At 69.1% G+C, this 20,731-nt stretch carries 16 protein-coding genes; 5 read left to right on the top strand and 11 right to left on the bottom strand.

Going from position 1 to position 20,731, the window contains the following annotated elements; genetic code table 11:
* Position 1: 1 nt before the first annotated feature.
* Positions 2–1,339 carry a TldD/PmbA family protein gene (locus AUL33_RS09570; RefSeq protein WP_062206986.1) on the bottom strand — a complete coding sequence of 446 codons (1,338 nt, stop codon included), beginning with the start codon at positions 1,337–1,339 and terminating at the stop codon, positions 2–4.
* A 108-nt stretch (positions 1,340–1,447) separates the two neighbouring features.
* On the opposite strand from AUL33_RS09570, the gene AUL33_RS09565 reads away from it, so the two are divergent.
* Complete coding sequence (locus tag AUL33_RS09565) at positions 1,448–3,331, top strand: monovalent cation:proton antiporter-2 (CPA2) family protein (protein WP_062207226.1); 1,884 nt, start codon at positions 1,448–1,450, stop codon at positions 3,329–3,331.
* Between the two features lie 34 nt (positions 3,332–3,365).
* Here AUL33_RS09565 and AUL33_RS09560 read toward each other — a convergent pair whose 3' ends face one another.
* The gene (locus tag AUL33_RS09560) at positions 3,366–3,584 is read right to left on the bottom strand and encodes a DUF2945 domain-containing protein (protein WP_062206984.1); all 219 of its coding nucleotides are present in this window, start codon (positions 3,582–3,584) and stop codon (positions 3,366–3,368) included.
* 164 nt (positions 3,585–3,748) lie between these two features.
* Between AUL33_RS09560 and AUL33_RS09555 the strand changes: the two genes are divergently transcribed.
* Positions 3,749–4,786, top strand: a complete 1,038-nt coding sequence (locus AUL33_RS09555) for a DNA topoisomerase IB (protein WP_062206982.1) — start codon at positions 3,749–3,751, stop codon at positions 4,784–4,786.
* 9 nt (positions 4,787–4,795) lie between these two features.
* On the opposite strand, the gene AUL33_RS09550 is transcribed toward AUL33_RS09555, so the two are convergent.
* From AUL33_RS09550 to AUL33_RS09530, 5 genes are all read right to left on the bottom strand, one after another.
* Positions 4,796–5,716, bottom strand: coding sequence for a patatin-like phospholipase family protein (locus AUL33_RS09550; protein WP_082652475.1), 921 nt, complete (start codon positions 5,714–5,716; stop codon positions 4,796–4,798).
* 121 nt (positions 5,717–5,837) lie between these two features.
* Positions 5,838–7,169, bottom strand: coding sequence for a pitrilysin family protein (locus tag AUL33_RS09545; RefSeq protein ID WP_062206980.1), 1,332 nt, complete (start codon positions 7,167–7,169; stop codon positions 5,838–5,840).
* Positions 7,170–7,187: 18 nt separating this feature from the next.
* Positions 7,188–8,732, bottom strand: a complete 1,545-nt coding sequence (locus AUL33_RS09540; RefSeq protein WP_062206978.1) for a pitrilysin family protein — start codon at positions 8,730–8,732, stop codon at positions 7,188–7,190.
* A 130-nt stretch (positions 8,733–8,862) separates the two neighbouring features.
* A complete protein-coding gene (gene rsmD / locus AUL33_RS09535; RefSeq protein ID WP_062206977.1) occupies positions 8,863–9,423 on the bottom strand; it encodes a 16S rRNA (guanine(966)-N(2))-methyltransferase RsmD in 561 nt (186 codons plus the stop codon).
* A gap of 12 nt (positions 9,424–9,435) precedes the next feature.
* A complete protein-coding gene (locus AUL33_RS09530; protein ID WP_082652474.1) occupies positions 9,436–11,469 on the bottom strand; it encodes a pseudouridine synthase in 2,034 nt (677 codons plus the stop codon).
* A 75-nt stretch (positions 11,470–11,544) separates the two neighbouring features.
* On the opposite strand from AUL33_RS09530, the gene AUL33_RS09525 reads away from it, so the two are divergent.
* A complete protein-coding gene (locus AUL33_RS09525) occupies positions 11,545–11,988 on the top strand; it encodes a nucleoside deaminase (protein WP_062206975.1) in 444 nt (147 codons plus the stop codon).
* 78 nt (positions 11,989–12,066) lie between these two features.
* Here the strand turns inward: AUL33_RS09525 and AUL33_RS09520 are convergent, their stop codons facing one another.
* From AUL33_RS09520 to AUL33_RS09505, 4 genes are all read right to left on the bottom strand, one after another.
* Entirely contained in the window at positions 12,067–12,735 is a 669-nt protein-coding gene (locus tag AUL33_RS09520; RefSeq protein ID WP_062206972.1) for a hypothetical protein, read from the bottom strand.
* 204 nt (positions 12,736–12,939) lie between these two features.
* Positions 12,940–15,996 (bottom strand): isoleucine--tRNA ligase, encoded by a 3,057-nt coding sequence (gene ileS, locus AUL33_RS09515; protein WP_062206971.1) that lies wholly within the window; start codon positions 15,994–15,996, stop codon positions 12,940–12,942.
* Positions 15,997–16,259: 263 nt separating this feature from the next.
* A complete protein-coding gene (locus AUL33_RS09510; protein WP_062206969.1) occupies positions 16,260–17,246 on the bottom strand; it encodes a bifunctional riboflavin kinase/FAD synthetase in 987 nt (328 codons plus the stop codon).
* Between the two features lie 2 nt (positions 17,247–17,248).
* Positions 17,249–18,091 carry a TIGR01459 family HAD-type hydrolase gene (locus AUL33_RS09505; RefSeq protein ID WP_062206967.1) on the bottom strand — a complete coding sequence of 281 codons (843 nt, stop codon included), beginning with the start codon at positions 18,089–18,091 and terminating at the stop codon, positions 17,249–17,251.
* Positions 18,092–18,556: 465 nt separating this feature from the next.
* Here AUL33_RS09505 and groES point away from each other — a divergent pair, with 465 nt between their 5' ends.
* Positions 18,557–18,853, top strand: coding sequence for a co-chaperone GroES (groES, locus tag AUL33_RS09500; protein ID WP_062206966.1), 297 nt, complete (start codon positions 18,557–18,559; stop codon positions 18,851–18,853).
* 76 nt (positions 18,854–18,929) lie between these two features.
* Positions 18,930–20,588 (top strand): chaperonin GroEL, encoded by a 1,659-nt coding sequence (gene groL / locus AUL33_RS09495; RefSeq protein ID WP_062206964.1) that lies wholly within the window; start codon positions 18,930–18,932, stop codon positions 20,586–20,588.
* Positions 20,589–20,731 lie beyond the last annotated feature (143 nt).

The raw sequence follows: 20,731 nt of genomic DNA, 5'->3' as shown, positions 1-20,731 counted from the left end.
CTCAGGCTCCGGCCACCGTCATCTCGCCGACCCGCAGCGTCGGCGTGTTCACCGAGAAGCGCTCGTCGCCGTCGTTGGCCGGCTCGATGGCGAGCAGCATGTCGCGCAGATGCCCCGCCACCGTGAACTCCGAGACCGGATGCGTCAGCTGGCCGTTCTCGATCATGAAGCCGGAAGCGCCGCGCGAATAGTCGCCGGTGACGAGATTGGCGCCGTGGCCGATCATCTCGGTGACGTAGATGCCCTTGTGCGTGTCGCGGATCAGCTCCGTCGGCGTGCGGTCGCCGAAGGTAAGGGTGACGTTGGTCGAGGAGGGCGAGACGCCCGAGGAGGAGCGCGAGGCCCGCCCGTTCGGCGTGAGCTTCAGCTCGCGCGCCGTCGCGCCGTCGAGCAGCCAGTGCCGCAGCACGCCGTTCTCCACGAGATGCAGCGGCTGGCCGCGCACGCCCTCGCCATCGAAGGGGCGCGAGCCCGGTCGGCGCACGAGAAGCGGATCGTCGACGAGGCTGAGGGCCTCGGGGAGGATCCGCTCGCCCATCCGATCCTTCAGGAAGCTCGTGCCACGCGCGATGCCGGCGCCGTTGATCGCGCCGAGAAGGCTGCCGATCAGCCCGCGCGAGACGCGGGGGTCGAGCACGATGGCGTAGCGCCCGGTCGCGACCTTGGCCGGCGACAGGCGGCGCACCGCGCGCTCGCCGGCACGCCGGCCAATCGCCTCGGCGGCGTCGAGATCACCGACATGCATGCGCGAATCGAAGTCGTAGTCGCGCTCCATGCCGGTGCCCTCGCCGGCGATGACGCTGACCGAGCGCGAGAAGCCCGAGCGCATGCGCCAGCCGCGAAATCCGGTGGAGGTGACGAGCACGAGGCCGGTGACGCCGGTGCCGGCGGAGGCACCGCCCGAATTGGTGACGCCGGCGACCCCGCGCGCGGCCGCCTCCATCGCCTGCGCCGCCTCGACCAGCGCCTCGCCGGCGATCTCGGTGTCGTCGAACAGATCGAGCTCGACATCGCCGGTGGAAAGGAGCGCGGGATCGGCGAGCCCGGCATAGGGGTCTTCCGGCGAGACCTTCGCCATCGCCACGGCCCGCTCGGCCAAGCGATCGGCATCGGCCCGGATGTCGGCCGATACGGTGGCGACGCGGCGCCCGACAAAGACGCGGAGCGAGAGGTCATCGCTCTCCGACGACTCCAGTTCCTCGACCGCGCCGAGGCGCACTTGCGCCGAGCGCGAGCGCGAGCGCACCACCGCCGCATCCGCCGCATCGGCGCCATGGCGTCGCGCGGCCTCGATCAACCGGTCGCCGAGGTCGGCGAGGCGCTGGATATCGTCGTTCATGGTGAAATCTGCCGAACCTTTTGCATCCGCACCATCTATTATGCGATTCGTTCCAATCAAGCTGCCGCTATCGCCCGCCGTCCGCGCGAATCGACCTGGAGGACTCTCGTGGAAGAGACCGCGCCCCTGTTTCTCGACATCCTCCTGATCCTGGGAGGCGGCATTCTGGCGGGCACGCTGTTCAAGCGGATCGGCCTCGGGACGGTTCTCGGCTACCTCTTCGCGGGCATCGTGCTCGGCCCCGTCACCCGCGTCATCGACAGCGGACAGGGTGAGATCCTGCATATCGGCGAGCTCGGCGTCGTCTTCCTGCTCTTCATCATCGGACTGGAACTGAAGCTTTCGCGCCTCTGGGCGCTGCGGCGCCAGATCTTCGGCCTCGGCCTCGCGCAGGTGCTGCTCACCGGCGCGGTGCTGGCCGGCCTCCTCATGCTGCTGCCGATCGGCTGGCGGGCTGCGAGCGTCATCGGCTTCGGGCTGGCGCTGTCGTCGACGGCCTTCGCGCTGCAGCTTCTCGAGGAATCGGGCAGCCTCAACACGCGCTTCGGCCAGGCCTCCTTCTCGGTGCTGCTGTTTCAGGATCTCGCCATCGTGCCGCTGCTGGCGGTGCTGCCACTGCTGGCGCCGGGCGCGGGCGCAGAGGCTGCCACCGGCATCGATCCGATGGAGGTCGCCAAATCCTTCGGCGCGCTGGCGCTCCTCATCCTCGCCGGACGCTACCTGATCAACCCGTTTTTCCGGGTGCTCGCCAATGCCGGCGCGCGCGAGGTGATGATCGCGGCCGCGCTCTTCGTCGTGCTGGCCTCGGCGCTTCTCATGGGGCTGGCCGGCTTCTCGATGGCGATGGGCTCCTTCATCGCCGGGGTGCTCCTGGCCGAATCTTCCTACCGCCACGAGCTCGAAGCCAATATCGACCCGTTCCGCGGCCTGCTGCTCGGCCTGTTCTTCATCGCGGTCGGCCTGTCGCTCGACATCGAGGTGATCCGCACGAACTGGTGGATCATCCTTCTCGGCGCGCCCGCGCTGATGGCGGTGAAGGCGGCGATCCTCTATCCGCTATGCCGCCTGTTCGGCGAGACCCACGCCAACGCGCTGCGCACCAGCCTCGTGCTGCCGCAGGGCGGCGAGTTCGCGTTCGTGCTGTTCTCGGCCGCCAGCGCCTCGGCGATCTTCGACGGCGCCGTCGGCTCGCTCCTCGTCTCGGTGGTGACGCTCTCGATGGCGTTGACGCCGCTCACCGCCTATCTCGGCCGCCGCCTGACGGAGGAAGAGGACGACGAGGGCGAGCAGCTGGAGGAGGATTTCGAGGGCGCGGGATCCGACATCCTGATGATCGGCTTCTCGCGCTTCGGCCAGATGGCGGCGCAGGTGCTGCTCTCCAGCGGTCTCGAGATGACGATCCTCGATTCCTCGGCCGAGCGCATCAAGACGGCCGGGCGCTTCGGCTTCCGCATCTATTTCGGCTCCGGGCTGCGGCGCGAGGTGCTGGAGGCCGCCGGTATCCGACAGGCCAAGATCGTCGCCGTCTGCACCAACAAGCCGGAGGTGACGAACCAGATCGTCGAGCTGGTGCGGTCGGAGTTCCCGAACGTGCAACTCTTCGTTCGCTCCTACGATCGAAACCACTCGCTGCTGCTGCGCGAGCGGGGCGTCGCCTTCGAGATCCGCGAGACGCTGGAATCGGCGCTGCGCTTCGGCGGCGAAACCTTGAGCGAACTCGGCTTCGAGACGGCGCAAGTCCGCGAGATCGTCGAGGACGTCCGCAAGCGAGACGCCGAGCGCCTCGCCCTGCAGCAGGCGCGCGGCCTCGGAGCGGGCGGCAGCGTCTTCGCACCGAACAAGGCAACACCGGAACCGCTGGTCAAGCCGCGCTCGGGCAAGGACGGCGGCGACGGTGGCGGCCCATCGAAGGCCCGGCGGCCGCGCGGCCAGAAGCCGCGGAGCCTTCGCGGTCCCGAGGAGACACCGGCCAACGCGGCGACCGCCGACTGAAAGCGGCGATCGCCCCGACGTTGAGTTCGAGGCCTCAATCGGCCTTGTGGACCTCGCTGTCCTTCTTCAGCGCCTTGGCGCCGTCTTCCTGCTTGACGAGGTAGGCGGGCTCATCCTCGGTCGCGTTGCGGGTGATTTCCTTCCCCTTGATCTGCTTCGTCACCTTCTCGGTGAACTTCTCCTCGACCTTGCCGGTCGCGGTGCCCTTCCCGTACTTCCACTCGACTTCGGTGCCCTTCGAGATGCCGGCCATGATCCAACTCCGTTTCGTGTTCGGACGAGGGAATGCCGGGCCGCCGGCCGACGTTCCGCAGGCCGGCGAAACCGCGGAAGGACCGAACGCCGCAGGGTCGGAGCGGGAACGACGCAGCGCGAAATGCCGTTGGCCCGAACGATCAGCTGCGTACCCGATATCCGATGAACAAGCGTCTCGAGTTCCATGCCCTGCGCTTCGGCCTTCTCATGGTCGATCCCGCCGACTTCACGCTGGAGCGTCGCCCGCACGGCGCCAGTCACCGCATCTGCTTTTCCGGCGGCGAAAAGATCACCGACAAGCTTCTGAAGGCGCGCATCAAGGCGCTGGTGATCCCGCCGGCCTGGAGCGACGTGAAGATCTGCGTCGACGAGGCCGGGCATATCCAGGCGACCGGGCGCGACGAGAAGGGCCGCCTGCAATATCGCTACCACGACGACTGGGTGAACGTTCGCAACGCCGTGAAGACCGAGCGCCTGCTGCGCTTCGGCCGGGCGTTGCCCACCTTGCGCAAACGGGTGGAGAAGGATCTGCGCCGTCCTGCCCTCGACCAGCGCACCACGTCGGCCGTCGCCGCCAAACTCATCGACGTATCCGCCATGCGCCCGGGCCACGAGAAATATGCCGAGGATGGCGGGCGCGGCGTCGCCTCGCTGCGCAAGGACAATCTGAAGCTGCGCAAGAGCCGGGCGATCCTCAAGTTCGTCGGCAAGTCGCAAAAGCTCAACGTCATCGAGATCGAGGATAAGAACCTCGTCCGTTCGCTCGAGAAGATGCGTGCAGGTCGCGGCAAGCGGCTCTTCCACTTCCGCGGCGACGACCGCAAGATACACGACCTCACCGCCAACCGCCTGAACGAATACCTGCGCGACAGCGCCGGCAAGCGCATCTCGGCCAAGGACTTCCGCACCTTCCACGGCTCAGCCGAGGCTCTGCGGTTCCTGGTCGAGGAGGTCGATCCCGCCGCGGTGGACACCGAGGCCAAGCGCAAGCGCGCGGTGGCCAAGGCGATGCGCTCGGTCAGCGAGGTCCTGCGCAACACGCCGGCTGTGGCGCGCGCTTCCTACGTCCATCCCGAGATCGTCACGGCCTTCGAGGAGGAGCGCCTGCCGCGCAACATCCTGAAGGGGCGCGGGCGCGACGGGCTGACGAAGGTGGAGAGCGGGCTGATGCGGTTTCTGGAGGAGACGGCGACGAGCTGAGGCGAGGCCTCACGCCACCGTGCGCGCGATCTCTTCGGGCGACGGGCGCCCGAGCGCCCAGTGGTGGGCGATGAAGGCCGCCTCGATGGCGCGCTTGGTCTCCTCGCGTACCGACGCCGTTTCCTCGACGATGATCCGCGCGCGCAGGAAATCCAGCACCTTGTAGCCCGAGACCGCCGGCTGGATGAGAATGTCGGGCTTCACGCAAGCGAGCTTGGCTCGGATGATCGCCTGCATCATCAGCTGCGAGGCGCCGAACATCGCCTCGACCGGCGTCGGCAGCAGCATCGCGCCGGAGGCGACGGGCCCGCCGGTGACGTCGCAGGCGACCACGAAATCCGTGCCGCGCGCCGCGACGTCGAAGGGCAGCGGGTTGGAGATGCCGCCGTCGATCAGCACCACGCCCTCGCGCCGCACCGGGCGGAACACGGCGGGAATCGCGGCGGAGGCGCCGATGGCGCTGGCGAGGTCGCCGGTGGTGAGCTCGCATTCCACCCCCTCGAAGAAGTTGGTGGCGATCACCGTCAGCGGAATGGCGAGGTCCTCGAAGCGCCGTGGCACCCGCGGCGGCAGGAAGGCCGCGACGACGCGCTCCGCGTTGAGTTGGCCGAGGCGCAGGCCCCCTTCGGCGATGAACTCGGCAAAGCTCGGCGGGCGCGTTCGCCAGAGCTTGCCGACCACCAGCCGTCGGTTGGCCAGCGATTCGAAGACGTGGGCGGCGATCTCCCGCGCCGAAAGCCCCGCCGCATAGGCCGCGCCCATCAACGCGCCGATCGAGGTGCCGGCGATCGAGGCGGGCTTCAGGCCGAGATCGTCGAAGGCCTGCAACACGTGGATATGGGCGATGCCGCGGGCACCGCCACCACCAAGCGCCAGGCCGATCCGGGGCGCGGCGGACGGGTTCGAACTCGGGGTCGCAATCTCGCTCATCCGGCGCTTTGGTCCTCTCGAACGAAAAACGCCTCTCGAAGCCGCGGCCGCGAGAGGCGTTCGTTTCCTGATTTGAAGATGGGAGGGTTCGAGCGGGTTCGCACCCTCCCCCGCGCAGATTTCAGGCGGCGGCAGGGCCGACGGTGATCACCGTCGGCTCGACGGAGAGCAGTCGCTTGGCGATCGCCTTCACGTCGTCGAGCGTCACCGCATCGATGAGGCCCTGGCGGCGGTCGATATAGTCGATGCCGAGATCGTCGAGCTGGATGCCGACGAGTGTGGAGGCGATCGACAGCGACGAGGAGAGGTTCTGTACCGCGTAGGAGCCCTTCACGAAGGCCTTGGCCTTGGCGAGTTCGTCGGCGGTCGGGCCCTCCTCGGCGAGGCGCTTCAGCTGCTCGCGGATGATACCGACGCTTTCCGTGGCCTTATCGGCGCGCGTCGCCGTCGAGCCGGCAAGAAGCGAGGCGTGATCGTAGTTCGAGAGCGAGGATCCTGCGCCGTAGGCGAGGCCCCGCTTCTCGCGGATCTCCTGATAGAGGCGCGAGGTAAAGGAGCCGCCCCCGAGAACGTGGTTGGCGAGGTAGGCGGCGAAGAAGTCCGGCGCATCGCGCTTGACGCCTGGCAGCACGAACTGGATCTGCGTCTGCGGCACGTCGAGCGTCACCGCCTCGACCTTGCCGGTCACCGGCTGCACGTCGGGAACCGGCGTCAGCTCGGCCGTGGCGCGCAAGGGACCGAAGACCTCGTCGAGCCGGCGGCCGAGGGTCTGTGCATCGATCGCCCCGACGACGCCGACCACGAGATTGTCGCGGCCGAAGGCGGTGCTGCGGAAGGTGCGCAGGTCCTCGGCGGTCACTGCGTTCAGCGTCTCGACCGTGCCCTCGACGGGCCGCGAATAGGGATGGTTCGGGAAGACGGTGGCGCGGAACGCCTTGCTCGCCAGCGTGCCGGGGTCGTTCTCCTGTGACACGATCCCGGCCGCGATCTGCCCGCGGATGCGCGCCACCGGCTCCTCGTCGAAGCGCGGCTCGTTGACCGAGAGCCGCAGCATGTCGAAGGCGGCGTCCTCGTTCTCGACGATCGTGCGGAAGTTGCCGGAGAAATTGTCGTAGCCGGCATCGTAGGACAGGCTGATGCCGAGCTCGTCGAGCTTGGCCTGGAACGCCTGGCTGCCGATCTCGCCGGCGCCCTCGTCGAGAAGGCCGGACAGGAGATTGGCGGTGCCTTCCCGCCCCGGCTTGTCCTGCGTCGAGCCGGCGCCCTCAAACGCGAAGCGCATCGCGATCAACGGGTTGGTGTAGTCCTCGACGAGCAGCGCCTTGATGCCGCCGGGGCTCGTCACCTCGCGGATGTCGACGGCCTCGGCCGCCGTCGCGAGGCCGAGCGAGGCGATGCCGGTGAAGCCGAGCGCCAGCGAAGCGCGGCGGATGGTCTGGAAGAAAGCGGTCATGATCTCAGGTCCGATCCGTCAGGAGCGCGTGTCGCCGGGGGCGGGCGCGGCCGCGGGGTCCACCGCACCGGCCGCGGCGGGCGAGCCGGCGGGCGCCTTGGCCTCCGCGGCGCTCGCGGCGGTGGCCGGCAGGAGGGTGCCCGTCACCGAGCGCTTCTTGTCGAGATAGGTGCGCGCGGCGGCGTTCACCTGATCCACCGTCACCGCCTCGATCCGGTCCGGCCAGCTCTCGACATCGGCGATCGTCTGCCCGGTCGAGAGCGCCGCGCCGTAGCGCCGCGCCATCGAGGTTTGGTTGTCGCGCTGATAGATCAGCGCCTTGCGCACGCGGTTCTTCGCCGCTTCCAGCTCGGCGGGGGTAACACCGTCCGCGATGAGCCTGGCGATCTCGCGGTCGATGGCGGTCTCGACCTGTTCGAGCGTCGCCTGACCGCGCGGCGTGCCGTAGGTCATGAACTGGCCGTCGTCGAGCGCCGTGCCCTGGTAATAGGCGCCGGTTCCAGCGGCGAGGCCCTGATCGACCACGAGGGCACGGTAGAGCCGGCTCGTGGTGCCACCGCCGAGGATGTCGGCCAGAAGGTCGAGTGCCTCGGCCTCGCCGGGCTTGCCGGTGTTCTCGGAGGGGACGAGATAGGTGGTCTGGACGCTCGGCTGGGTGACGCGCGGATCCGACAGCGAGACGGTGCGCGCGGCGAGCGGCATCGGCTCCTGCGGGCGCATGCGCTCGCCGGGCTCCGCCCGGCGCTTCACCTGCCCGAAGGTCGCCTCGGCATACTCGCGCACCTGATCGAGCGTCACGTCGCCCGCGACCAGCAGCGTCGCGTTGTTCGGCGTATAGTACTTGTCGTAGAAGGCGATCGCCTGATCGCGCGACAGCTTTTCCATCTCCTGCCGCCAGCCGATCACCGGCGTGCCGTAGGGGCTATTGGCGAAGAGCGCGGCGTCCACCGCCTCGGAGAGCTGCGCGCCTGGCTCGTTGTCGATGCGCATGCGGCGCTCTTCGAGGATCACGTCGCGCTCGGGCAAAACGGCCTCGTCGGAGAGAACGAGGTTCTCCATCCGGTCGGCCTCGAAGGCCATCATCTGGCGCAGGCTTTCGACGGGAACCTGCTGGTAGTAGGCGGTGTAGTCGTAGGAGGTGAAGGCGTTCTCCTCGCCGCCGATCGCGGCGACGGCGGCCGAGAACTCGCCGGTCGGATGGGTCTTCGTGCCCTTGAACATCAGGTGCTCGAGGAAATGCGCGATACCGGACTGGCCTCGCTCCTCGTCGGCCGAGCCGACGCGATACCAGATCATCTGCGTGGCGATGGGCGCGCGGTGGTCGGGCAGCACCACGACCTGCAGACCGTTGTCGAGCGTGAAGCTCTCGATCGCCGGGCGCTTGGCCTCGGCCGCAGCGGCGGCCGGCGTCGGGGCGGCAGGCGTGGGCGCGGCCGGCGCCACCGTCTTCTGGGTGGTCGCGGCCGGTGCGGGGGCGGTCTGGGCCAGGACCGGCGACAGGGCGGTGGCACTGAGCGCCAGCGCCAGGAGCGAGGTGCCGGCGCGGCGGGATAGGGAGGTCATCGTCGGGCGTTTCCTCGGGATCGGGCTCTGGATCGGCTTCGCGGGGCTCGTCACGCCCGGTATGAAGGACCGGGAGGAAAGGCACCAATTACGTTTTTGTAAGGGCTTGGAATCGCGAGGGCCTTGCCGCTCACGCTGGCGCGAGGCGCAGGAAGCGAAGGCGCGTCTCGCCCATCTCGCGTTCGTCCTCGACGCTGAGGCCGGAGATCGGCTCGAACGGGGCGGCCAGCGCCTCTTCCAACACGATCAGCGCGTCCGGCTTCAGCCAGCCGCCACCAAGAGCGCCGGCGAGCGCCGCCTCGCCGAGACGCCGCCCATAGGGCGGGTCGGCGAGCACCAGATCGAAGGGCTCGATCGTGCCCGCCGGGCCGAGGCGCGTCGCGTCGCGTCGCAGGATCTTGGTGTGGCCGCCGAGACCGAAGGCCTCGACATTGGTGCGGATAAGCCCCCGCCCCTCCGCGCTTTCCTCGACGAAGACGCCGTAGCGGGCGCCCCGCGACATCGCCTCCAGCCCCAGTGCCCCGGTGCCGGCGAAGAGGTCGAGGACGCGCGCGTCCTCGAAGCGGAAGCCGAAGCCGTGACCGAGAATGTCGAAGAGAGCGCCGCGATGGCGCTCGCTCGTGGGGCGGATGCCCTCACCCTTCGGCGTGGCGAGCGGGCGGCCCTTCAGACTGCCCGCGACGATGCGCATGGCCACCGGTCGTCAGCCCTTCGGGCCGCGACCGCCGCCGCCCCCACTGCCCCCACCAGGGCGCCCGCCGCCGCTCGGCCGGTCACCGCGCGGGCGGTCCGAGCCACCGGTGCGCGGACGATCGCCGTCACGCGGCTTGAAGCCGCCCGGGCGCGGGCCGTCGGACCGGGGACCGTCGGTGCGCGGAAAGCGCTTGGCGCGATCCTCGCGTTCGGCCTTCTTCTTCTCGCCGGTGGCGCGGGCGCCGGGCGCCATCCAGACATTGGCGGCGCGGCGCGGCTCGTTCATCGCGGGCTTGCGCACGGGACGCTCGTCGGCGCCGCCCGTGTCCTTGCGATCGCCGAAGCGGCGCGGCTTGTCGCCGTCGCGGCTCGCACCAAAAGCCGGCTTGTCACGCGAGGCACCGAAGGCGGGGCGCTCGCGCTTCTCGAACGTGCGACCACCCCGGTCGCCGGCCCCGCGATCGGGGCGCGGCGCCTTCGTGTCGAGACGACCGAGCGCGTCGTCGCGTTTGCGCTCGCCGAACTTCTTGCGGTTCGGCGCGGTCTCGCTGGCGCTGATCCATTCGTTCTTCGGCTTGGCGGGACGCTCAGTGCGCTCCGAGCGCTCCTCACTGACCTCGGAGCGCCGGGGCGCGGCCACCGGCTTGTTCGAGAACTCGTTGACGATCGGCGCGTCGAAATCGGCGCCGGCCTCCTCGATGAGGCGCTCGCCGAGCTGGTCGCGCAGCATCCGGCCCTTCACCTCCTGCACCGCGCCCTCGTCGAGATCGCCGAGCTGGAACGGGCCGAAGGACAGGCGGATCAGGCGGTTCACGTCGAGCCCGAGATGGCCGAGCACGCGCTTGACCTCGCGGTTCTTGCCTTCGCGAAGACCAAGCGTCATCCAGACGTTCGAACCCTGCTCGCGGTCGAGCGTCGCCTCGATGGCGCCGTAGAACACACCGTCGACGGCGACGCCTTGGCGCAGCTCGTCGAGCTGGGCCTGCGTGACCTCGCCGCGGGCGCGCACGCGGTAGCGCCGCAGCCAGCCGGTGGCCGGCAGTTCGAGAACACGGGCCAGCCCGCCATCGTTGGTCAAGAGGAGCAGGCCCTCGGTGTTGATATCGAGGCGCCCGATCGAGAGGACGCGCGGCATATCCTCCGGCAGGCGGTCGAACACCGTGGTGCGCCCTTCCGGGTCGCGATTGGTGGTGACGAGCCCGGCCGGCTTGTGGAAGAGCCAGAGGCGGGTGCGCTCGATCGCCGGCAGGGGCTTGCCGTCGACCTCGATGCGGTCGCGCATCGTCACGTCGATGGCGGGCGTCTCCAGCCGCTTGCCGTTCAGCGTGATGCGGCCGTCGGCGATCATGCCTTCCGCGTCGCGCCGGGACGCGATGCCCGCCCGCGCCAGGCGCTTGGCGATCCGCATCGAGCCATCGGAGGCCGGGCTTTCGGCGGCGTCGCGTCGCGGCGCGCGATCGTCGTCGCTGCGCTCGCGGCGCGGCCGCTCGGTGCGCTCGCCCGATTCGCGCGGCGGACGGCGGCTTTCGCCGGCGACGTCGCCATGCTGGAGACGGCCATAGGAACGCGGACGCGCCTCGCCCCCGTCGTCCGACTTCGGTGCGCCGCCATGCGAAACCATGCCGCGCGAGCGCGGCGTGAAGGTCTTGTCGCCCTCGCCGCGTGCCGGGCGCTCGCCGCCCTCGGTGCTGCGGTAGGAGCCGCGCTCGCCGCCGCCTTCGCGCTTCACGAAGGGCTTGCGATCGCCATCGGGACGCTCGGTGCGCGGGCGGAACGTCTTGCGCTCGCCGCCCGTGCTCTCGCCGCGCGGCGCCCCGTCGGCCGCGGCCGGGCGGGCCCGGAACGGCTTGCCGGCGCGGTCGCCGCCGAATTTCGCCCCGCCCGCACCGGGCTTGCCGCTGCGCGGACGATCGCCGCCGCCAGAGCGTCCGCCGGGCGCACCGCCTCCGCCGCCGCCCGGACGCGGACCCTTGCCGAAACCGCCGCCACGGGGGCCGCCCTTGCCGCCGCCGCTCTTGCGGCCACCGTCGTTGCTGTCGCTCATCTTTTCGCTATGCCTTGTTTCGGGCGACGCATATCAAAAACCCGTCGACGAAACGAGGGAAACCGCGTGTCCCGCATGAGTTACATGGGTGAAGCGCTGATCGAGGCCCATCTTGCCGCGGAACGCGGAGAGACGCCGGTCGGCGCTGTGGTGGTGTTCGAGGACCGGATCGTGGCCCGCGCCGGCAACGAGACCCGCGCGCTCTTCGATCCGACCGCGCATGCGGAGGTGCTGGCGATCCGGCGGGCCTGCCAGGCCGTCGGATCCGAACGCCTGCCCGGCTTCGACCTCCACGTGACGCTGGAGCCCTGCGCGATGTGCGCGGCGACGATCTCCTTCGCGCGCATCCGCCGGCTCTATTACGGCGCCGCGGACGAGAAGGGCGGCGCGGTCGAGCATGGCTCCCGCTTCTACGCCCAGCCCACCTGCCATCATGCGCCAGAGGTCTATTCGGGGATCGGCGAACGCCAATCCGCCGATCTCCTGCGCGCCTTCTTCAAGGCCCGGCGCGACGAGTAGCCCATTCCGCGAAGCCTGCTCGCTTCTCCGCCCGATCCTGCGGCGAGATCGAAGACCTCGATCGCACCCGGCGGCCGGTCAGAACGGCCAGAGGCTCTTCAGCTTCGAGCCGACACTCGTCGTGCCCTTGGCACGGCGCTCCTTGACCTCCTCGTCGTCGCCCTGGACGCCGACCGGCGCGGTGGCGGCCGGGGCACGATAGGCGAGCGGCGGCTCGGAAAGGTAGCGGCGCTGGTCGGGGCTGCCCTGACGGGTGGCGCGCTGGCGTTCGTTGGCGGCGACCCGCTGGCCGACCATCGCCTTCGGGTCGAGCCAGCTGTTCTCCATCTCGGTGCGACGACCAACGGCGTTGACGCCGGACGTCCGCTCGACGCTCATGCCTTCCTTCTCGGCGGTCATGAAGCCCACCGGCAGCGGCTCGTCGCCGTCGGGCGCGGCGGCGCGCAGACGTCCGCGCCGATTTTCCGGCGATTCCGGCCAGTTCGGGTCGTTGGCGGCGGTCACCGACTCGCGCGGCGGCGGCAGGGCGCCGATCGTCTTGGGCTTCACCAGTTCGGGACGCGGCGCGTAGCTGGGGCGCGGACCGTTGGTGGAGCCGAGCGAGACGATGTTGTCGAGATCGCTGACGAGCTGACCGCCCTGCGACTTGCCGGTGCCGTAGGTCGGCCCCATGCAGCCGGCGAGCGCGAAGCCGCAGACGCCGAGAAGAGCGACGCGCGTGCCCACGCGGATGATTTCAGACGTCATGCTCGGCGATTCCCCTCGTGGCTCGACCCGCCATCCCTGGACACGGCGGAGCGCAGTCTTATTTCGCGCCATCCCACGACAATCCGGCGATTTTGAGAGCCAAGCTCTTAGGCGAGATGCCCGCGCCTGTCCAGAAAGGTGAAGATCGCGTGAAGCGCGGCGGGACCCCTGCAGGAGCCCTGCCGCGCTTTGCACCCGTTGCCGTCAGGCGGTCAGCCCGAGCGCGCGCAATTCGCGCAGCGCCTCGGCGTCGCGCGGGGTCACGTCCGGGAATTCGGCGTCGGACCCCACGGCGGGATCGATCTTCCAGGAGCGGGCGCACTTGCGTCCCTTGGCCTTGGCGAAGCGCACCGCGACCTCGGCGGTCGCGCCCTCGTCGCGGAAGAGATCGTCGCCCGATGCGGGGCCGGCCGCGATCGCGGCCTGCGAGGTGATGAAGATCTCGGCGGCATCCAGACCGTCGAAGAGAGCGGCCTCGCTCGCGCCCAGATAGACGGTGGGCGCGGCCTCCAGCGAGGAGCCGATCACCTTCTCGCGCCGTTTCTCCTCCAGCGCGCCGAGGACGACGCGGCGCACCTGGCGAATCTTCGCCCACTTGGCGGCCAGCGCCTCGTCGCGCCACGCCGGGTCGCAGGGGCGGAACTGCTCGACATGCACCGAACGCGCTTCGGGATGGCGCGACAGCCACGCCTCCTCGGTGGTGAAGGGCAGCAGCGGCGCCAGCCACGTCACCAGACGATCGAACAGGATGCGCACCACCTGCAGCGCCGCCTTGCGACGGGTCGAGGACGGCGCGTCGCAATAGAGCGCGTCCTTGCGGATGTCGAAGTAGAAGGCCGACAGCTCGGTCACCGCGAAGTCGAGCAGGGTGCGGGCGATGCGCTTGAAGTCGAACGCGTCGTAGGCACGCAGCACCACCTCCTCGATCTCGGCGAGGCGATGCAGCATCAGCCTCTCAAGCTCGGGCATCTCGTGGAGCGGCACCTCGTCCCCCCGGTCGTGCGCCAGCGTGCCCAGCATCCAGCGCACGGTGTTGCGCAGCTTGCGATAACTGTCGATGTTGGTCTGCAGGATCGTCTTACCGAGGCGCAGATCCTCGGAATAGTCTGACGACACCACCCAGAGGCGCAGGATGTCGGCGCCGGACTGCTTGATGACCTCCTGCGGGGTCACGACGTTGCCGAGGGACTTCGACATCTTGCGCCCCTCCTCGTCCATGACGAAGCCGTGCGTCAGCACCGCATCGTAGGGCGCGCGACCGCGCGTGCCGCAGCTTTCCAGGAGCGAGGAGTGGAACCAGCCGCGATGCTGGTCGGAGCCTTCGAGATAGAGATCGGCCGGCCATTTCAGGTCGGGGCGCTTCTCCAGGCAGAAGGCGTGGGTGCTCCCTGAATCAAACCACACGTCGAGGATGTCGCGGACCATGGCCCACTTCGCGCCGTCGTGCTCGTTGCCGAGGAACCCCTCCTTGGCGCCATCCGCGAACCAGGCGTCGGCGCCTTCCTGGGCAAAGGCGTCCGTGATCCGGGCGTTCACCGCCTCGTCCTTCAGGATCCGACCGTCCTCGTCGACGAAGACGCAGATCGGCACGCCCCAGGCGCGCTGGCGCGAGAGAACCCAGTCGGGCCGATCGGCGATCATGCCGCGCAGGCGGTTCTGGCCGGATGCCGGCACGAAGCGCGTGTCCTCGATCGCCTTGAGCGCCCGGGCCCGCAGCGTGTCGTCGCCCTCGGTCAGGCCGCGCTCGGAAAGGCCGTAGCCGGCGAGGTCCTTGTCCATGTGGACGAACCATTGCGGCGTGTTGCGGAAGATAACGGGCTTCTTCGAGCGCCAGGAATGCGGGTAGGAGTGCTTCAGCCGGCCGCGGGCGAGAAGGTTGCCGCGTTCGATCAGCGCCGCGATGACGCGCCCGTTGGCGTCGCCCTTCTTGCCCTTGTCGTCGATGACGCGCGCCGGCCCGCCCTCCACGCCCGGCCCGAAGCCCGGCACGTCTTTCGTGTAGAAGCCGTCGTCGTCGACGGTGAAGGGGATGGCGGTGTCGATGCCGCGCGCTTCCAGATCGCGGCGCGAGGCCGTCCAGACGTCGAAATCCTCGCGGCCGTGGCTCGGCGCGGTGTGGACGAAGCCGGTGCCGGCGTCGTCGGTGACGTGGTCGCCGGCGAGGAGCGGCACGGTGAACTCGTAGCCGCCGGCGAGGCCCTTGAGGGGGTGGTTCGCGGTGAGATGGGCGAGGTCGGCAGGCGAAACGTCGGCAACGCGGGCGTAGCCGCCATCGGGCACGCGGGCCTTGGCGAAGACGTCGGCGGCGAGCTTATCGGCAAGAATGAGGCGTTCGCCCTGCGCGGCCCAACGCGGCGCCTCGGCGTCGTCGGGCGCGGTCACCTCGTAGAGGCCGTAGGCGACACGATCGGAGAAGGCGATCGCGCGGTTGCCCGGCATCGTCCATGGGGTCGTCGTCCAGATGACGATAGAGGTTCGACGGAGGTCGTAAGCAGCCTTGGAGCGGCCGGCATCCACGCGATCGGTCGCGGGTCCTCGGGAGACCAATGGCGATTTCGATTGAACCGGAAACTTCACCCACACCGTATCCGACTCGTGGTCGTGATACTCGACCTCGGCCTCGGCCAGCGCGGTCTTCTCGACCACCGACCACATGATCGGCTTCGAGCCGCGATAGAGCTGGCCGCTCATGGCGAATTTCAGGAGCTCGCCGGCGATCACCGACTCGGCCCCGAAGTTCATCGTCAGATAGGGGTCCTTGAAGTCGCCCTCGACGCCGAGACGGCGGAACTCGGCGGACTGCACGCCGACCCAGTGCGCGGCGAACTCGCGGCATTCGGCGCGGAACTCGTTGATCGGAACGGCGTCCTTGTCGCGCCCCTTGGCGCGGTAGGCCTCCTCGATCTTCCACTCGATCGGCAGGCCGTGGCAGTCCCAGCCCGGCACGTAGTTGGCGTCATAGCCGCGCATCTGGAAGGAGCGGGTGATGACGTCCTTGAGCACCTTGTTCAGCGCGTGGCCGATATGCAGGTTGCCGTTGGCATAGGGCGGGCCGTCGTGGAGGACGTATTTCGGACGCCCGGCCGACTCGCGGCGCAGCGTGCCGTAGAGGTCCATCTCGTCCCAACGCGCGATCCAGGCGGGCTCGGCCTGCGGCAGGCCGGCGCGCATCGGAAACTGCGTCTCCGGCAGGAACAGCGTCTTGGAATAATCGGTGGGAGCCGTGGTCTGGTCGAGGGTGGTCTGATCGGGGGGGGTCATCTCGGATCTTCGTCGCAAGGGCGGCCCGTGAGGGCGGCGCGAACCCGTTCGGGTCCGAAAAAGGCGGGAACCCTTGCCCGTGTCGGGACAGGGCGCGTCGGCGCATCCCGGCCTTCGCGGATCGCACACTTCAGGAGCGGGCGACCGGCGAAGCCGGGCGGGTAATTCGTGCCGTGCGGGACGAAGAAGCGGCCTCAGGTTCCATGACCGGCTTCTCTACCAACCCCGCCCGCCGGATCAAAGCCTTTTCCGCCGGATCCCGGTCACGGGAAACAGATCCGCGCGTCGAGGGCCGAGAGCGGCGCGGCGCCGGTCAGAAGCGCCCTCGCCTCCTCGCTGTCGCGGTCCATCTGCCGGACGAGCGCCTCCACCCCGTCGAACCGCTCCTCGCCGCGAAGGTAGGCGAAGAGCGAGACGCTGGCGGCCTCACCGTAGAGATCGCCGGAAAAGTCGAAGAGGAAGGTTTCGAACAGCGCCGCGCCGTTGTCGAAGGTCGGGCGGCGGCCGTAGCTCGCGACGCCGTCGTGTAGCGTGCCGTCGGCCCGGCGCAGGCGCACCGCGTAGATGCCGTGGGCGAGCAGCCCGTCCTCGCCGAGCGCCATATTGGCGGTGGGATAGCCGAGCGTGCGCCCGAGCTTGGCGCCGTGCGCGATGGCACCCTCGAAGGTCCAGCGATAGCCGAGCAGCGCCGCGGCGCCTGCAGCATCGCCGTTCATCAGGTCCTCGCGGATGCGGCTGGAGGAGACGATGTTGCCGCCCTCGTCGGCAAAGGCGCCCGTCAGCGTCACGCCGATGCCGAGCGCCGTCGCGCGCTCCTGCAGGAAAGCGGTGTCGCCCTGCCGGCGCGCACCGAAACGGAAGTCGAAGCCGACCACGACATGACCGGCGCCGAGATCGCGCGCCAGCGTCTCGGCGACGAAATGCTCGGGCGGATGCGAGGCGAATTCGAGATCGAAGGGCTGCTCCACCACGGCGTCGAAGCCGAGCGCGCCGAGAAGCCGCGCCTTCATCGGCGCGGGCGCCAGACGCGGCACCGGATGGGCGGGCCGGAAGACGGTGCGCGGATGAGGCTCGAAGGTCAGACAGACGAGCGGCCGGCCTTCCGCGTGCGCGATGTCGGCGGCCGCGCCAAGCACCGCCTGGTGACCGCGATGGACGCCGTCGAAATTGCCGATGGCGACCGCCGCGCCGCGCAGTTCGGCCGGCAGTGCCGCCGCGCCCTCGATCCGCCGGATGGTGCTGCCGGGCACGCTCACCGCAGGGCTGGCTGGACGTAGCGCGCCGTCAGCCCGCGCGCGGCCAGCTCGCCGAGGAGATGTGCGGGGTCGCCGCCGGCGACGACCAGTTCGTCGCGGTGGATTCCGTCGGCGATGAAGAGGCAGTCGGCGGCGATGCCGTTGGCACCCTTCACGTCGGTGAACATCCCGTCGCCGATGCAGAGGATCTTCGCCTCGGTGCGCTGAAGGCGGGCCTTCGCGACATCGTAGATCGGCGCATGCGGCTTGCCGGCAAGATGCACCACCTGCCCGAGCTCGCCATAAGCGGTCGCGATGGCGCCGGCACAGTAGATCAGCCGCTCGCCGCGATGCACGACGATGTCGGGATTGGCGCAGATCATCGGCAGGCCGCGGGCCGCGAGCGCGGCGAGCAGCGCGCGATAGTCGTCGGGCGTCTCCGTCTCGTCGTGGAAGAGCCCGGTCGCGACCACGACCTCGGCGCTCGCCTCGTCGCGGAATTCCAGGTCGAGGCCCTCGAACAGATCGCGGTCGCGCGCCGCGCCGATGTGGAAGATCGCCCGCGGGCCGGCGGAGATCAGCGCGCGGGTCGCATCGCCCGAGGTGACGATCGCGTCATAGGCGTCGTGCGAGACGCCGAGTGCGTCGAGCTGGTCGCGCACTCCGGCAGCGGGACGCGGAGAGTTGGTGAGGAGCACGACGCGCGGGCCGCTGGCGCGGGCCTCGATCAGCGCGACTTCGGCGTCCGGATTCTTGGCGACGCCGTCATGCACGACGCCCCAGACGTCGCAGAAGATCGCATCGTAGCGGCCGGCGATGTCGCCGAGCCTCGCGATCACCTCGAGTGCGCCGTCGGTCATGGGTTGGCTCCTTGCCGCGCCGCGCGAAAGCTGCCGGCCTAGCTCCGCGATATCGGAGGGCGCGGCGCAGGGTCAAGCGGAGCGGGTCGCGGGAGCGCGTGTCAGAGGTGTCCGCGCGTGATGGGAAGGCTCGAACGGGACACCGCCGCGTTGCAAAGGACGGCCTCACCGTTCGCGTTGGGGACCGTCACCCTCCCCTGAGGAGATGGGCCGATCGTCCGTCCTGAGAGAACAAACGTCGATATTTTCGAGAGCGGACCCTTGCGAAACCGGCACTCCAACCAGTCGTCGACCCGTCCCGGACGCAGCATCGAAGCTTGTGCGAAACCGGCGCCGAGCTTGACAAGCGGACGGCCCAGGGCCTATCTCCCGCCTCGTTAGCACTCGAGAGAAACGAGTGCCAGATTTTGGAGCGGGCGCCGCAACGGGCCCGTTCCCTGTTCAGCCAAGGAAGGTTCGATCCAGATGGCCAACGTGAACTTCCGCCCTCTTCATGACCGCGTCGTCGTGCGCCGCGTCGAGTCCGAGAGCAAGACTGCCGGCGGCATCATCATCCCGGACACCGCCAAGGAGAAGCCGCAGGAAGGCGAGATCATCGCCGTCGGCGCGGGCGCGCGCGACGAGACCGGCAAGGTCAACCCGCTCGAGGTGAAGGCCGGCGACCGCATCCTGTTCGGCAAGTGGTCGGGCACCGAGATCAAGCTCGGCGGCGAAGACCTGCTCATCATGAAGGAATCCGACATCCTCGGGATCGTCGGCTAAGGGCTAGCGCCTTCTTTCATCCCATCCATTCAAGACGGTGTGGCCTCTTTCAGGGGAACGCCGAGGAGACAAGATCATGGCTGCCAAGGAAGTCAAGTTCGGACGTGACGCCCGCGAGCGGATGCTGCGCGGCGTCGACATTCTCGCCGACGCGGTGAAGGTGACGCTCGGCCCGAAGGGCCGCAACGTCGTCATCGACAAGTCGTTCGGCGCGCCCCGCATCACCAAGGACGGCGTCACCGTCGCCAAGGAGATCGAGCTCGAGGACAAGTTCGAGAACATGGGCGCCCAGATGGTGCGCGAAGTGGCCTCGAAGACCAACGACAAGGCCGGCGACGGCACCACGACCGCCACGGTTCTGGCCCAGGCGATCGTGCGCGAAGGCGGCAAGGCCGTCGCCGCCGGCATGAACCCGATGGACGTCAAGCGCGGCATCGACATGGCCGTGACGGAAGTCGTCAAGGTTCTCGTCGCCTCGGCCCGCAAGATCGAGACCTCCGACGAAGTCGCTCAGGTCGGCACGATCTCGGCGAACGGCGAGAAGGAAATCGGCCAGATGATCGCTTCGGCGATGCAGAAGGTCGGCAACGAGGGTGTCATCACCGTCGAGGAAGCCAAGACCGCCGAGACCGAGCTCGAAGTCGTCGAAGGCATGCAGTTCGACCGCGGCTACCTGTCGCCCTACTTCGTGACCAACGCCGAGAAGATGGTCGCCGAGCTCGAAGACCCCTACATCCTCCTGCACGAGAAGAAGCTCTCGAACCTGCAGGCGATGCTGCCGATCCTCGAGGCCGTGGTGCAGTCGGGCAAGCCGCTCGTCATCATCTCCGAGGACGTCGAAGGCGAGGCGCTTGCCACGCTCGTCGTCAACAAGCTGCGCGGCGGCCTGAAGATCGCCGCCGTCAAGGCGCCGGGCTTCGGCGATCGCCGCAAGGCGATGCTCGAGGACATCGCGATCCTGACCGGCGGTCAGGTGATCTCGGAAGACCTCGGCATCAAGCTCGAGACCGTGACGCTCGACATGCTCGGCCGCGCCAAGAAGGTGTCGATCACCAAGGAAAACACCACCATCGTCGATGGCAACGGTGAATCCGCCGGCATCCAGGCGCGCGTCGCCCAGATCAAGCAGCAGATCGAGGAGACCACCTCGGACTACGACAAGGAGAAGCTCCAGGAGCGTCTCGCCAAGCTCGCCGGCGGCGTTGCGGTCATCCGCATCGGGGGCGCGACGGAAGTCGAGGTCAAGGAAAAGAAGGACCGCGTCGACGACGCCCTCAACGCGACCCGTGCGGCCGTCGAAGAAGGCATCGTCCCCGGCGGCGGCGTGGCTCTGCTGCGCGCTTCCAACTCGCTGACCCTCAAGGGCGAGAACCAGGACCAGGAAGCCGGCATCACCATCGTGCGCCGCGCTCTTCAGGCCCCGCTTCGCCAGATCGTCACCAATGCGGGCGCCGAAGGCTCCATCATTGTCGGCAAGATCCTCGAGAACGCCTCGGTCACCTTCGGCTACAACGCCCAGACCGGCGAATACGGCGACATGATCCAGATGGGCATCGTCGATCCCGTCAAGGTCGTCCGTTCGGCCCTGCAGGACGCGGCTTCGGTCGCCGGCCTGCTCGTCACCACCGAAGCCATGATCTCGGAGGCTCCCCGCAAGGAGTCGGCCGGCGGCGGCATGGGCGGCGGCGGCGGCATGGGCGGCGGCATGGGTGGCATGGGCGGCATGGACTTCTAAGAACCCCAAGGGTTCCGGAAGATCACCGACCGGCCCATCCGCTGAGGATGCGACCGTTAGAGAGAGGCCCGGCGCAAGCCGGGCCTTTTCTCGTTGCGGCTCCGCCTGTAGGCCCGATCCGCCATGCTCCGGGCCTTGGTCAG

The sequence above is a fragment of the Aureimonas sp. AU12 genome, assembly GCF_001463705.1.
Lineage (GTDB): Bacteria > Pseudomonadota > Alphaproteobacteria > Rhizobiales > Rhizobiaceae > Aureimonas.
This window is presented reverse-complemented; position numbering and strand designations above follow the sequence as displayed.